The organism is Streptomyces sp. NBC_01433 (assembly GCF_026340105.1).
Classification (GTDB): domain Bacteria; phylum Actinomycetota; class Actinomycetes; order Streptomycetales; family Streptomycetaceae; genus Streptomyces.
Genome location: NZ_JAPEPM010000006.1, coordinates 1 through 13,138, shown reverse-complemented (window position 1 = coordinate 13,138; position 13,138 = coordinate 1). Strand labels below are relative to the sequence as shown.

Sequence of the window (13,138 nt, the reverse complement as noted above, 5' to 3'; positions counted from 1 at the left end):
CGTCGGGCAGGCTCGCGGCCTCACCTGATACCAGCGCGTCCTGTCACCCCTCCTCGTCGACGCCGGGCAGGACGCGCATACGGCGCTCCACCGCGCCCGCGCCAGCGGCGCCCACAGCGCGAACCGGCTCGTACGGATTCCACAGCGGAGCTTCCCGACGCTGGTCCCGGTCCCAGCGGGGTGCGCCGACCAGCGCCACCACCCGGTTGAGAGGCACCCGGACCGGGCGGTGCTGGCCGCCGGGCTTCAACGCCAGCTCACCCTCGCCGACGTCGTCGAGGGTTCCGTACAGACTCGCCCAGACGCCTTCGCCACCCTCGGGCCCGCACCACGCGTCGACGCGCAGCACATGCCAGCCCAGCCAGGACTTCAGCTCCTTGAGGAGCGCGGTCTCCTCGCTCCCGCCCGGGATCCAGCAGCCGTAGCCCTCGCTCAGCGCGGACGCGGTCTGGTAGGCCCGCTCGTCGGCGTCGCCGCGCTCGAGCCGGTGGCCCGCCGCAGCCCGGGCGCGGCGCTGCTCCGCGACTGCCGCCGGCACCTCGGCCGGTCCGCTGTCGGCGTCCACGGGCAACAGGGGGAAGGCGGTGCGCAGCAGCTTCAGCGCGGCGCTCTGGTCGGTACGGCGGCGGCCGGTGACGGGCCCGCCGGCCACAAACCGGGGCGGGTGGTGCCTGCCCTGGGCGGCCTGCTCCTTCTCCAGCTTGGCGACGATGTGCCCGGGCGCGGCGATGACCGCCGAGTAGGAGGGCCCGGTGGCGTCTCCGATGTCGCTGAAGTAGTCGCGGCGCCGGAACCCGAAGGGGACCAGGCCGAGCACCGGGGAAGCAGCGAGGTAGGCGATGGGGGCGTCCCGGCCGTTCGTGAGCGGCCAGTCGTGGACGAGCAGCAGCCGCGCCGCCATGTGCGCCGACTCAGCCTCGAACTCGGCCTCCAGCCGCGCGCAGGCCTCGGCGATCGCGCGCGGCCACCACACCGCGAGCTCGTGATCCGCCCAGGCCGAGGGGCTGGCGTACCCCTCGCCCCGGGTCTGCGGCTGAGGGAGGCAGGTGACGTCCACGACGCGAGCTCCGGCCAACTCCTTGGACACCGCGTCGTGGACCAGCCCGGCCGTGCGGGCGGCGCCGATCCCGCGCGAGCGGGCCGCCAGCCACACCCCGGACACCAGCGGCCACACATCGACTTCCGGCTGCGACTCGTATCGCTGCGGACGCCGGACGGACTTCCCGGCGACCGCAGCGGTCACCTCGGCCAAGACGCGCCGCTCCGGGCTGCCGGCCGTGCGGCGCACCGCATCACGGGCACCGTTGTAGGCGTCGACCTCCGGACAGTCCGCGGCATATCCGGCCAGGAACTCGACGAAGCCGGCCTCCAACTCCTGGCGGGCCTGCGCCAGCGCCCGGGCGTCCTTGGACAGCTTGCGGTCCCTGCGGGCCCGCTTGAGCCAGGCTTCGAACTGCTCCTCCTGCCCGGGCTGGGGCTGCGCCGCGTAGCGGGCGTAGCCGAGCCAGGTGCGCACCGTCCGGTCCGCGCGGGCGCGCTGGAGAGCCACCGCCTGCTCGGTGGTGAACGCGGCGGCCCGCCACAAGGCGTCCGGCGCGTCCGGAAGGGAGACAGCGCACTTCTTGCAGATCTCGCCGAACACCTCGAACAGTGGGTAGGTGGCGGCGTCCGCCGCGGGCCGGGCGTAGCGGCAGCCGCCGTAGGAGTAGCGCCGCAGGTCGGAGTGGGGGACGTGATACTTCCCGCCGCCACCGCCGGTCAGGGCGACTCGGATAGCGGCGAGCGCGGGCAGCTCCACGCCCAGGATCTCAAGGCCCTTAGCGGAGATGGCAGGAAGGGACTGTGCCACGTCTCAGCCCTCCTGTCCGGCAGCGGAGGGGGAGGGAGCCGTGCCCGAAGCGTCAGCATCCGGGCCACCGCCGGCGGCGGCGATGTGGTGGCGGGCCAGGGCGTCAGCGAACTGGGCGGAGAACTCGACCAGCTCCGGCAGCGTGTAGCTCGACGTGAGGGCCCGCAGCATCATGGAGACCTGGATCTGCGCGAGGTCGGACGCGAACCGGTGCTCACGGGCTCGGTCGAAGGCGACCAGCGCACGTCCCGCGTCCCCCACGGCCACACTGCCACAGGCCCTGGCCCATGCCCGCAGCGTCGCGGGCAACGACGACTCCGGAAACCCGGCCAGAATCGTCATGGTGGGCAGGTCCCACACATCCCGCTGGAAGACCTCCTCGGCGGTGGTGAACCCGTCGGTGAAGTCGACCGCTCCCACCAAGCCCCGCCAGTTCTCCTGGATCTGCTGCTCAAGCTGGTCCAGCGAAGTCCGCCACTCCCCGTGGGTCTCAAGGCCCCGGCCCTGGTTGAAGGACGCGATGCATCCGGCGCCCAGGTAGAGCCATGCCGCCGCGAGGTCCTCGCTCTCCGCCGCCTCGCAGTACGCCGCGAACTCGGCGCGCTCGTCGGCGTCCTCGTTCTGGGCGACCAGGTCGGCGACGAACAGGGCGGTGAACCGGCCGAGCACGGCCAGGGCACGCTCGGCCCAGGGGGCAAATTCCGACAAGGGCACGGGCTCGACGGGCGTCTCCAGCAGGGAGGCGTCGGCAGCGAGGAGGATCTCCACGGCCTGCTCCCGGCCGGCCTTGTCCAAGCCCGCAGGAAGCAAGCCCTTGCGCGCCGCCTCGGCGACCCGCCGCAGCGCCTCCTGGTAGCCGCACCCGCAGGCCCGGTTCAACGCCCGGGCGATCTGCTGCTGGTGGCTGAGGTTGGTCTTCTTCTTCGGTGCCATGACGAACTCCTGCACATCCCTCGCGATGCCGTCCCACCACAGCAGCCGCCAGGGAGCGTACGAGGCGTCAAGGACAAACCGGTACGACCAGTCACATTCGCATCCGAGCGGCCGCTCGATTCACCCTCGACCAGAGGTGGGCCCGGCCGCGGCGCGCACCCGCGAAGTACGCCGCCACGACGATACAGGGCAACGATCGCACCGCGTGCGGTGACGGCCTACACCCCCGGGGGCGCCCGTCAGCGGCGGGCCTCTGCGGCAGCCTTGCGCTTGGCCTCGACCTCGGGCGGCAGCGGGAGAACCGGCGTGGCGGCCGGGTCGGCCGGCCGCTCCTCCTTCAGGCCATCGGGCCCGGTGACCATCGACCAGCGGCTGACTTCGCGGACCTGGTGCGCGGTCCCAGAGCGAGTGACCGGCCCCCGTCGTGTCCGCACTGCCCGTGTCGAACCAGGTGACGATCCACCCGGGTACAGGCAACGCCGTCTCCTTCCGCCGCGCCCGTTCGCCACTGCTGCCCCAGCAGCCTCAAATTCCCATCCTTGTGGACTCTTTGCCGCAGTTCTTCTCCTGCCCGGATAGAGGGCGGGCCGGTCAGGCCCGGTCGACCGACACGAAGGAGAAGGCGATGGCCGAGACGAGGACCGACCGCGCGACGGACGCGCAGACGATCACGGTGGGGATAGCACGGCGGCCGGGCACCGAGCCCCCGTGTGCTGACGGGTACGACGTCCAGCGGCGCGGACGCCGGGTGTGCGCCGCCGTCGTCGACGGGGCGGGCCACGACGAAACCGTCGTCCGCTACGCCCGGGTCACGCCGCCGGTGATCACCCACATCGGCATGACCATGGGCGGTCTGGCCGCGCTGACCACCGCCGGACAGATGGCCCACGCCTACGACGTCCCGCCGCACGCCTCTGCCGTCTACGCCCGCATGGAGCCGGGCCAGCCCACCACGGTCCACTGGATCGGCGACTGCCGCGCCTACGGCTGGGACGGCAAGGTGCTCACCCAGTGGAGCACCGACCAGACCATGGGCCAGTACTTGCGCCGCAACGGCGTGGCCGTGGAGCTCGCGGCTATGGCGGCCGCGCCGGTCTCGACCGGCCCGGGCAGTCACCGGGGCTGATCGGGCTCCGTGGCGGCGAGGAACTCCTCCAGCGCCGCGGCGTCCAGGAGGTCGATCCAGGCCATGCCGTCGGGCAGGGGACCGGTGTCGGCGGCCAGCAGGTCGGCCGCTTCGCCGCCCACGGCGAACACCGCGCGTATCGCCGCCTCGTGTCGCCGACGTAGCGAAAGTTCGCCGGGCCCGGCCGAGGAGAGCCCGGCCAGGTAGGCGCGGGCGGGCGGGGTGAGGAGGACGGCGTGGGAGCGCAGGAAGTCCTCGAACGCGGTGCTGGCCGGGTCAGCGTCGTTGGCCGGATCGCCGAGCTCGGGGCAGGGAAGGGAGCAGTCGTCGAGGAGGATTGCGACGAGTCCGTGTTCCTGGTTCTCGTCCTGGTGCGGCAGGACCCGCCACCCGGCTCCGGGTTCCGGATGGTTCGCCTCGGACCGGTACTCGTCGCATACCGCCTCCAGCAGCGAGCGCAGTCCCAGCACCAGGACGGCGGGGTCGCTCATGGCGAGCGTGTCGGGTTGCCGCGGCACCAGCAGGCGGTAGCGCAGTTGTTGGCGCACGGTCGGTGCCTGCGCCGCGTAGGCGGCGAGGGTCTGCTCCGCGCCGAACCGCGCCGCGGCCGGGCTCGCCTCGCTGCTTCGGGCGTCGGTGTGGAACGCGCCGCCGGCGGAACGCCAGCCCACGCTCCACCGCCAGCACTCGCGGGACGCGGCCGCACCGGTGGAGCCCCACATCGGGTCGTCCCACGAGGTGAAGGGGTGTGGCTCGACGGATTCAGCGGCTACCTGGGCTTCCAGGGGCTGGGGTGCGCCGGGTACGGGCACCCGTGCGGTGAGCCGTTCGCCGTCGGTCTGCCAGTCCAGGGAGGCGGGCGGGAGCGCGGAGACGCGCAGCAGGGCGTCTCCGAGGCCGGCCAGGCGGATCAGGAGGGCCTTGCGGACGGCGCCGTTCTGCTCGGGGGTCCAGTCGTGCGGGTCCACGTGGTCGAACACCTGGAGCAGTTCGGCTTCCCGGGCGCGGCGGCCTCGTGGCGGTGTCGCGGCATCGGGTAGTGGCTCATCGTCGTCCGCCCAGTCCCGGGCGAGGACGGGTTTGTCGTAGGCCAGGGCGACTTCGCCGCGGGTGAGGGCCAAGCCTTCGGCGGCCTCGCGCAGTTCGGCCGCCGACAGGGCCGTAACCAGCGCTGCCAGGTCGTCGACGAGGGTGGCGGCCTGCCACGGTGTCGGCGGCAGCGTGATCGGCAGGGCCGGCCACTTCTCGGCCGTGTCCTGGAGGTCATGGACGTAGAGGCGGACATCGAGCGGGACCTGGTCCAGTGCGGTGAACGCCCGGGCCACTAGCTGCGCCGCGAGGCCGGGACCGGGTGCTGGGCGGCTGCGGAACACGCACACCGCGCCGACCAGCTTCTCCTGGTTGGGGGGAACCCCGAACGCGGTGGCGGCCAGCCCGGTCCGGGACGTGGGTGCCTGCTGGGTCATCGCCGGGGGACTCCTATCGGTCAAGAAAGGGGACAGCAAGGCCGCGGGCGTGAGGATGCCTGGCCAGCCAAGTACCTACAGCGTGACTGCCCACCGGCCGCGGGAGAGCGTGGTCTCTCCGTCCGGTGTGATGGTGACGCGGGCTCCGTTCACGGGCAGCTCCCCGCCGATGATGAGGCGGTCGAGGACATCGGTCAGCAGATCCCACAGGCGGCGGGGGCCGCCTTGGTGGACGGTCGGCAGATCACGGAACTTCTGAGTGCTGGCGCGGGCCCAAGAGCCGTCCGGGTGGGCCATCCACACGGTGCGCCCGCCGCTCTCGTGCTGCTCAGTGCGGTGCTCGATGCCGGGCGCCTCCAGCTCCAGGGTGGCGTGCACGGCCCAGGAGTCCGGGACGTAGGTGAGCGGGTAGCGGCTGACGGACGTCCCCCCGACCTCGTCCGCGGCCTGCCACACCTCGGCGGCCGGTGAGGCGTCGTCGTAGTCGTTGCCGTGGCGGGTGCGCATGAACGTGGCCTGGTCGGAGGCGATGAAGCCGCGAGCGCCGCCATCCGGCGTCTTGTCCGCGACGAGGATCATCGCAGTACCGGTGATGGTGGTGACCAGCCGGCCGCCGGGGCGCAGCGCGGTCAGCCACGATGGGGGGACGGGTCGGACGGAGACGGTGGACACGATGCGGTCGACGTCGCCGGGCAGCGTCTGGGTGATGTCGCAGACGGCGGTGCGCGGGTGCAGGCCGATGCTGGCCAGCCGGTCGGCTGCGGCTTCCACCAGGTAGGGGTCGATGTCCACACTCATCACGAAGTCGTCGCCCAGGCGCCGGCAGGCCAGAGCTGTGCCGTACCCGGTGCCGGTGGTCACCAGGGTGCGGGAGCGGTCACCGAGCATCGCGTGCCGGTACATGGTGGCGATCAGGGTGGGCAGAGTCGAGGACGAGGTCGGCCACCTGCCGTACGGCACCACGGTGCCTGGCTCGACGTGATCGGCATGGTCGGTGCCGATCCGGGTCACGAGGGTCTGATTGCGGTAGGCGGCCTTGAGCCAGGCTTCGGGGTCGTCGGGGCCGTTGCGGGCCGCCCGCCCGTGGGTGTCCCGCTCCCACCAGTTCGGCACGAACAGGTGCCGGGGGGTGGAGGCGATCGGCCCCCACCACGGCGACTCCGGCCGCAGATGCCCGTCGGCAAGACGGCGCGCGTGAGGCTCCCATTCCAGATCCACGTCCCTACAGTCCCTTCGGCGTCCGCTCGCCTGTCCGTGTCAGCCGTCGTCGTCGGCCGGCCCGCAGGGACCGGAGTTGTCCGGTCCGCACGAGCTGTCGTCGTTCGGCGCGCAATCGGGAGGGCAGAGCGCCGCGCCGGCACGGCGCGGAATGCTCGCGGTCACCTCGGCCCACCGGTCACTCGCCAGCACCGACGCCAGACTCGTGTCCTTGACGCTGCCCGCGGTCAGGAACCTCCCCATCTCGCACACCGACACGCTCCCGTTCGGGAGGACGGCCGCCTTCTGGTCCCCGCACCGCCCGCACAGCGACGAGGTCGAGGGCAGCGCGGCGCCTGCGGCGTTGCCGACGGCCCGCACCTCGCTGACGTGCACTTCGTGGACGCCGAGGGCCTGCATCTCGGCGCGGGCCCGCTCGGCGCGCTCGTGATCGCCTCCGTCGAGGACGGCGACCTTCAGCCGGATGCCGCGCCGTACGGCCTCGACGATGTTGCCGCGCGTCGCCTTGTGCGAGCCGTCCCGGCCGGTGACTGCGTCGTGCTCGGCCGGGACAGTGCTGTGGTACGTCGTCGCCAGCCGCACGTTGGGGTGCTCGAGCAGTTGCCAGTGCTCGTCGCGGATCCGCAGCAGGTTGCTGTAGACCCGCACGCGGAGACCGGCGTTGACCGCCCGCTGCAGCATCCGGGCAAAGGCCGGGTGCAGGGTGGGCTCCCCGCCGATCAGTTGGATCTCCTCGGTGCCGAGGCTGGCGGCTTCGTCGATGGTCCGGTTCCAGTCGTCCTCGGTCATGCTGCCGTGGTTCTGCGTCGGCCCGGACTTGGCGTAGCAGAGGGTCGGACAGGTGAGCTGGCAGCGGCCGGTGATCTCCAGGGACAGGAACCGCAGCGTGGTGGGGGCGGCCTCCAGAGCGATCGTCATGACGCGATCGTAGGCCGCGGACCATCAACTTGCCTGCTGTTGCGACTACTTAGGGCTCGTAAAGAATCAACACGTTGGTTTGGTCTCTGTCGTGAGGGCCGCGCCGTGTGCGGTGGCGTGGACGAGGAGTCCTGCCAGGGTGCTGAGGTGTGCTGCTGGGGGCTGGGATGTGTGCGCGTGCTGGTCCATCAGTCGTCGGATCTCGCTGGTGGCGTGGCGGATGGTGTCCTTGCTGACGGCGAAGAGGTGGGCCAGCACGGTGGGTGGCAGAGCGAGGTTTTGTTGCAGCACGGTGGCCAGGACCCGGTCGGTCAGGTCGAGTTTGGCTTTGCGGCCGCCGCCCGCGGCCCGGCGCCGGGTGCCGCCGTCGCGTCGGGTGGCCGGGTCCTGTTTCTGCAGCGCCTGCCAGCCGGGGGTCAGGGTCTCGGTCAGCTCGGTCAGTGCGGTGCAGGTCATACCGGTCAGCACGGGATGTGACAGGGCACCGCGGTCGAAGACTGCCGCCGGCCCGGGCGTCGGCGGCCTGGTGTGGCCTGGCGGGCTGGCGGGGTGGGGGTGCACGGTGTAGTTCCATTCGCCGTGGAAGGCATGCCCGGTGACCGGCACCGCGTTCAGCTCCGCATCGCTGACCTTCACACCGGTGGGATAGGTGCCGGTGTCGAGTTCGGCGTGGACGGTGAGACCGGTGCGGGTGGTGGTCGCGGCGATGGACTGCACGACGACCTCGTGGCTGTTCAGCGGTCTGCCGCGCCAGTTCATGGTGATCGCGGAGAACAGCCGATGCTCCACCTTGTTCCACTTCGATGTGCCCGGCGGCATGTGACAGACCGTGACGGCCAGGCCGGTCCGGGCGGCGAACGCGGCCAGCTCGGTCTTGAAGGCCCGGGTGCGGTAGCCGTTGGAGCCGCCGGCATCGGCAGTGATCAGCAGACGTCTGGCCTGCGGGTAGTCGAGGCGCCCTTGCCCGTTCCACCAACGGCCGATCGATTCGACCGCGAAGGCTGCGGTGTCGTGATCCGTACCGACATTCACCCAGCCGGTGTCCGCCGCCAGATCGTAGATGCCATAAGGCAGGGCCTTGCCCAGTGCATCGCCGGGGAAGTCATGGACGTCAACCCGCACGGGTTCACCGGCCGGCCGCCACTGACGTCCCGCATTCTTGAACTCCCCGACGACTTCCTTCTTCTTCGTGTCCACACTGACCACCGGCTCACCCTCCGCCTGATGGTCCTTGACCTGGTCGTTGATGTACCGGAACTGCGCGTCCCGGTCGGAGTGCTGAGCGCCCTCAAGGGTCTTCGCATTGGCCTGCAGACTGAAACCGTTCTCCCGCAGCAGCCTGCCCACGGTCGGCGCTGACGCGGCATGGCCCTGCCGCGTCAGCTCCCCGGCCAGAGACCGCAGCGACTTGGTCGTCCACCGCAGCGGCGACATCGGATCGCCCCGCTCATCCGGCTCGACCAGCGCCAGCAACGCCGGAACGAGCAGCCGGTCAAGCTTCTCGGCGCTCTTGCGACCGCCGCCGTCCCGGCGGACCCGGCCATCGGGCAGTGGGTCCTCACCGCCCTCCAACTCAAAGACACCCTTCCGCACCGTCGTCTCGCTCACCCCTGCGGCACGCGCGACGGCCCGGACCCCGCCGTGCCCCAGCAGCCGGGCCTCGGCGGCCAGCGCCAGCCGCTGCTGCCGCTCATTCAGATGAGGAACAACACTCCGAATCTCAGGGCAAGTTGGTCACGAACCTCGCTCGATATGCGCATACCACACCAACGACAGGGAGGCCGTGAAGCAACGTGTTGATTCTTTACGAGCCCTTACTTCCGGACGATGTAGGAAGGCCCCACTCAGATGACCGGCTCCAGTCCCATGGAGCGGATGAAGGCCCGGTAGCGGACGATGTCCTCGTCCGGGTTGCCGCCTGCTCCTGGACGGGTGCCACGATGACCAGATTGTCACCGTGCTTAGCAAGGGTTTGGTCAGCGTTTTCGTCCCACGCCAGTGCCAGAGCCGGCCCGTCGAGGCTGAGCGCGATGTACGGCGGCTCCGTGCGTGACTCCGGGCGCGGCCTGCGCGGTTTGCCCACCTTCATGAGGACCATCGGCAACTCCATCTCCTCAAGGCGCAGGGCGGCGCGGACATAATGGGCGCCGACCTCACGTCCACGCTTGTACAACGCCGGGGGCGTCCCCAGGACACGGCCCCCTCGCGCGGCGGAATCCGGGATGGTATAGGCCGCCGGCTGCTCCCGGTGCCGGACCTCGCGCCTCGGCCGACTTCCGTCCCGCCCCTGGCTTAGAAGTCATCTCAATTGGCTAGGTAGGCTGCTGGCCATGGCGGGAATCGTTGAGCGGCTGGTGCCGGACGAGTTGTGGGAGTTGTTCCAGCGGGTGGTGCCGGAGGCGCCGTCGCGGCCGCAAGGTGGCGGTCGGCGTCGTCACGGTGATCGGGAGGTCCTGGCGGCGATCGTGTTCGTGGCCGCGTCAGGCTGCACGTGGCAGCAGTTGCCCACGGCGTCGTTCGGTCCGTCCGGTGCGACAGCCCACCGCAGATTCACCGAGTGGACGAAGGCACGGGTCTGGGCCAAGCTGCACCGCCTGGTCCTCGACGAACTCGGGTGCCGCGGCGAGCTGGACTGGTCGAGGTGCGCGATCGACTCGGTGAACATGCGGGCCCTGAAAAGGGGGACCTGACAGGTCCGAATCCTGTTGACCGGGGCAAGTACGGGTCGAAGATCCACCTGATCACCGAGCGGACCGGTTTGCCCATATCTATCGCAGTATCCGGCGCCAACGTCCACGACAGCCAGGCCCTGGTCCCGCTCGTGAAGGGCATACCACCCATCCGCTCCCGCCGGGGCCCCCGTCGGCGCAGGCCCGGCAAGCTCCACGCCGACAAGGGATACGACTACCGCCACCTGCGGCAATGGCTGTCCCGACGCGGAATCCGGCACCGCATCGCGCGCAAAGGCATCGAGACCTCACAGCGACTCGGGCGACACCGCTGGACTATCGAACGCACCATGTCCTGGCTCGCCGGCTGCCGACGACTCCACCGCCGCTACGAACGCAAGGCCGACCACTTCCTCGCCTTCACCAGCATCGCCTGCACCCTCATCTGCTACCGCCGACTCGCCAAATGAGATGACTTCTTAGCACCTGCCTCTCGCCGGTTGATCAGGCGGCCACCAGGTCGGCCGCCGAGAGGAGCATGTCGAGCTGGAACCCGGCCGTACAGGTCAGGGGAATCGGCTCCGGCCGCAGCGCCTGCTCTGCGGTGACGAGCCACCGTGCGAAGTGGGCTTCGACGCCGGCCCGCGCCGAGGTCCTGGCGGCGTCGGCGCCGAGGGCGAGTTCTGCGTCCAGGGCGCGCAGAACCATGCCGGCGGTGCGCAGCGGGCCGAGGTGCGCGAGGTCCTGGCCGGCTCCCGCCTGCGGGTTGCGCCGGTAGGCAGCGGCCATCAGGGCGTGGATGCCGAGTCTGTCGGTGATGGCGGGCAGGAAGGGGTCGTCCGCGCGGGGCGTCAAGAGCGCGGCGGCCGGCGCGAGGACGGCCGCCGTGTCCTCGAGATGGCGGGCGGCGTCTTCCGCCGGGAAGTCGTGGGGACGGCTGGTCCACATCGGCGTCTCGGTCGCGAAGGCGAGGGCGGCCCCGCGCGCGTGGGCGTGGTGCACGCTGCTGGCGCCGAACGGCCGCCGCCCGCTGTCCGGGGCGGGGGACATCTGCTCGGCGGGCGGGAGAACGTAGACGCCGGGGCCGGGCGAGGCCCACTCGATCGCGTCCGACGGCTCGGCCTCCACCAGCAGCCCGTGGCGGGCGGAGGCCCGCTCCAGGATCGGCACGAGCGCCGGATGAGGCGCGGCGGACAGGCAGAACGTGCCCCCGCTGTCGCTATTGTGAAGGCTGACCAGGCAGTCGGGAGCGGCACGGTCGATGGCGTCGGCGACGGCCTGCCCTTCGGGCAACACGGCGTCGAAGCCCGCGCGGGGCAGGCACCAGTCGGGTTGGTCAGCCTCCGCCTGGCGGAAGAACCGGCGGTGCGTTCCTGGGCGGCCTCCCGCTGGCCGCCGGCGGGCCCTGCGGCTGCCGCCGCTCCGCCCGCGTCGCCCCGTGCTTCCGCCCCGTCCGCGGCTTCCGCTGCTCCGCCTCCGCCCCTCCGCGCGGCTCCGCCGCCGTCTCACCGGCCCCGCTCCCCGCCCGCCACCGCCGCCACTCCCTGCCCGCCCCGCTCCCGTGCTTCCGCCCCTCCGCCGTGCGCCCGTCTCGCTCCCGGGGCCCGCCCCTGGTGCCTGCCGCTGGCTGCCCGCCTGCTCCCGGTGCCTGCCGCTGCTCCGCCCCGCCGCGCCCGCCCCGCTCCCGTGCCGCCCCGCCCCGCCGCGCCGCGCCCCTCCGCCGCGCCGCCGGCCGGCGTGGCGTGGTGTTGGGCTGTTGTCCTGGTGCCTGCTGGTGCCTGCTGGTGTTCGGTGATGTTCGGTGGCGTTTACCGAACATCACCGAACACTGGTGGGCTCGACGACGACCGCCGGTTCCGGACGCCCGGCGCCCGCTGGGGTCTGGGGCTTGTCGAGGGTGTGGTGCTGGTGGTGCTGGGGTCGCGTTGGGGGTCTGCTTGCGGGCTGTGGTGCCGGATGGTGGCCGCCCCCTGGAGCGTGAGGGCCGGGACGCCGTCGGCCGGTTGGCCGGTTCGGTGCCGGGCCGTTGGCGGCTGCTGGTCGTGCGGTGCTGCTCGCCCGAGGTCGCTTCCCGCCGGCCCGGCCGCGCTCTGCCGGGCCGGCGGCCGCCGGGGCCGTGCCTGCTCGTGCTGCTCCGCGCTGTCCGGGCTGGTGTGCTGCTGCGCGGCCTGCGCTCGGCTGTCGGTCCTGGCCGTCGTGCGCGCCGCGTGGTCCGCTGGTGCTGGAGCTGCCGCCGGAGCCCGGGGTGCGGTGCGGTTGCTGCCGTGCGGGGGTGGTGGGGTGTTCGGGTCCGTTCGGTGTCCGGTGCGTGTCCTGGGCCGGGTGTGGTTCGTCGGGCCGGAATTCGGCCGCGGTGCGCGCGGAGGTGAATTCCGCAGCTTTGGCCCGGTGTTACGTGTCGAATTCGAGGGACGTTACGTAACACATTTCGGGCCCGATCCGTTACGCTTTCTGTTACGGGTTATGACGGTGAATAAGTGATGCCGTACTGCGGCTTATTGCTGGCTTTTCGTGAATGCCCGTCAGATTCCTTCGCCGTGGGTCTGGAAATGTATTTTCAGGTGCCATCCGAACCCATCGGTAAGTAATTTGGTGTAGACCACTTGTGATCCGCCGCATTGTGTGTTTATGATGGACCGTCAGAAAGCATCGGCGCCCGGCAAGTTGCGGACCCACTCTTGTTGCTGCCATACTGTAACCACAACAGAGCGGGACCAAGGAGCCCGGAGGGCGACGCGGGGCCCACCGAGAACAACAACGCCAGCCACTGACCAGCGAAAACACACGTCAGAGGCACACAGACCAAACCGGCCAGCACCCCGGACCCCGAAACCGAGACCCGCCGCCGGCCGACAGAGACCCATCGAGAGTAACGAACTCCGGCCCACCGTTCTCCTCGGCGTTGCGGAGCAACGCAACAACATTCCGTCGCGAAGTGACGGCGCGTCATGTTGCCGGG

General features: G+C 71.3%; 9 protein-coding genes and 1 pseudogene. 2 read left to right on the top strand and 8 right to left on the bottom strand.

Annotated elements, in window-relative coordinates:
• Nucleotides 1-43: 43 nt before the first annotated feature.
• From OG413_RS43530 to OG413_RS43520, 3 genes are all read right to left on the bottom strand, one after another.
• Nucleotides 44-1,849, bottom strand: a complete 1,806-nt coding sequence (locus OG413_RS43530) for a hypothetical protein (RefSeq protein WP_266815548.1) — start codon at nucleotides 1,847-1,849, stop codon at nucleotides 44-46.
• A gap of 3 nt (nucleotides 1,850-1,852) precedes the next feature.
• The gene (locus tag OG413_RS43525; protein WP_266815547.1) at nucleotides 1,853-2,782 is read right to left on the bottom strand and encodes a hypothetical protein; all 930 of its coding nucleotides are present in this window, start codon (nucleotides 2,780-2,782) and stop codon (nucleotides 1,853-1,855) included.
• A gap of 239 nt (nucleotides 2,783-3,021) precedes the next feature.
• A complete protein-coding gene (locus OG413_RS43520; protein WP_266815546.1) occupies nucleotides 3,022-3,216 on the bottom strand; it encodes a hypothetical protein in 195 nt (64 codons plus the stop codon).
• A gap of 191 nt (nucleotides 3,217-3,407) precedes the next feature.
• Between OG413_RS43520 and OG413_RS43515 the strand changes: the two genes are divergently transcribed.
• Nucleotides 3,408-3,908, top strand: a complete 501-nt coding sequence (locus tag OG413_RS43515) for a hypothetical protein (RefSeq protein ID WP_266815545.1) — start codon at nucleotides 3,408-3,410, stop codon at nucleotides 3,906-3,908.
• Here the strand turns inward: OG413_RS43515 and OG413_RS43510 are convergent.
• The 4 genes and pseudogenes from OG413_RS43510 to OG413_RS43495 all read right to left on the bottom strand — a co-directional run bounded on the left by OG413_RS43510 (nucleotide 3,896) and on the right by OG413_RS43495 (nucleotide 9,270).
• A complete protein-coding gene (locus OG413_RS43510) occupies nucleotides 3,896-5,374 on the bottom strand; it encodes a hypothetical protein (protein WP_266815544.1) in 1,479 nt (492 codons plus the stop codon). The genes OG413_RS43515 and OG413_RS43510 overlap by 13 nt on opposite strands.
• Nucleotides 5,375-5,449: 75 nt before the next feature.
• Nucleotides 5,450-6,586, bottom strand: coding sequence for a protein-L-isoaspartate(D-aspartate) O-methyltransferase (locus OG413_RS43505; protein ID WP_266815841.1), 1,137 nt, complete (start codon nucleotides 6,584-6,586; stop codon nucleotides 5,450-5,452).
• Between the two features lie 45 nt (nucleotides 6,587-6,631).
• Nucleotides 6,632-7,510 (bottom strand): radical SAM protein, encoded by an 879-nt coding sequence (locus OG413_RS43500; RefSeq protein ID WP_266815543.1) that lies wholly within the window; start codon nucleotides 7,508-7,510, stop codon nucleotides 6,632-6,634.
• Nucleotides 7,511-7,576: 66 nt separating this feature from the next.
• Nucleotides 7,577-9,270, bottom strand: a pseudogene (locus OG413_RS43495) (ISAzo13 family transposase).
• A gap of 570 nt (nucleotides 9,271-9,840) precedes the next feature.
• Between OG413_RS43495 and OG413_RS43490 the strand changes: the two are divergent.
• Nucleotides 9,841-10,649 (top strand): IS5 family transposase gene (locus tag OG413_RS43490; RefSeq protein WP_266815542.1). Its coding sequence is split into 2 segments (ribosomal slippage): nucleotides 9,841-10,185 and nucleotides 10,188-10,649, totalling 807 coding nucleotides; the frame shifts between segments, so codons are not numbered across the junction.
• Between the two features lie 34 nt (nucleotides 10,650-10,683).
• On the opposite strand, the gene OG413_RS43485 is transcribed toward OG413_RS43490, so the two are convergent.
• The gene (locus OG413_RS43485; protein ID WP_266815541.1) at nucleotides 10,684-11,472 is read right to left on the bottom strand and encodes a hypothetical protein; all 789 of its coding nucleotides are present in this window, start codon (nucleotides 11,470-11,472) and stop codon (nucleotides 10,684-10,686) included.
• Between the last annotated feature and the right edge of the window lie 1,666 nt (nucleotides 11,473-13,138).

Bases quoted from the DNA above. Each gene is read 5' to 3' on its own strand.
- OG413_RS43525 (WP_266815547.1), bottom strand. From the start codon at position 2,782: ATGGCACCGAAGAAGAAGACCAACCTCAGCCACCAGCAGCAGATCGCC.
- OG413_RS43515 (WP_266815545.1), top strand. From the start codon at position 3,408: ATGGCCGAGACGAGGACCGACCGCGCGACGGACGCGCAGACGATCACG.
- OG413_RS43510 (WP_266815544.1), bottom strand. From the start codon at position 5,374: ATGACCCAGCAGGCACCCACGTCCCGGACCGGGCTGGCCGCCACCGCG.
- OG413_RS43500 (WP_266815543.1), bottom strand. From the start codon at position 7,510: ATGACGATCGCTCTGGAGGCCGCCCCCACCACGCTGCGGTTCCTGTCC.